The sequence below is a fragment of the Paraprevotella clara YIT 11840 genome (assembly GCF_000233955.1).
Classification (GTDB): domain Bacteria; phylum Bacteroidota; class Bacteroidia; order Bacteroidales; family Bacteroidaceae; genus Paraprevotella; species Paraprevotella clara.
Genome location: NZ_JH376728.1, coordinates 2,081 through 2,643, shown reverse-complemented (window position 1 = coordinate 2,643; position 563 = coordinate 2,081). Strand labels below are relative to the sequence as shown.

Genomic DNA, 563 nt, shown 5'->3' with positions numbered 1-563 from the left:
GTAACTAAGACTGATGTAAAGTGCTTCAGTGAAAGAGGTGGTAGCATTACGGTAAGTGGTACTACAGGCGGTAGTGGTAACTACACGTACGAACTGTGGGAAGTAGGAGGAGCGCAAATTTACGGAGCGCAAACTAGTACGACCTTTACAGGGCTTGATGCACGAGAGTATAATGTGAAGATAGTGGACGGTTGGAACTGCGACTTGACCATACCGGTAACTATAGACGAGCCACAGGAAATAAAAGTAACGGCTTCGATAGTAAGTCCAACTACCTGCTTACAAACACAGGCAACTATACAAGTAACGGCTACGGGTGGTTCAGGAGGTTATCAGTACCAATTAGGAGGTACAACAACCTATACCACTAGCAATCTCTTTACATTGCCACCAGGTACTTATGAGTTCTACGTACAAGATGTTAATTATTGCAAATCAGCAGCATCTAATAAGGTAGAGGTAGTAGCAGTACAAACTGTAAGCTTAACGGTAAATACAGCTGATGCGTTTGTGAAATGTAATGGAGAAGCTACAGCACGTATAACCTTCTCGGCTACAGGCGG

1 protein-coding gene is annotated in these 563 nt (G+C 43.9%); it reads left to right on the top strand.

Annotation, left to right across the window (positions count from 1 at the left end; all coding sequences use genetic code 11):
* The coding region (locus HMPREF9441_RS18945) for a hypothetical protein (protein WP_216593526.1) at window positions 1–563 on the top strand (563 nt) is incomplete at both ends.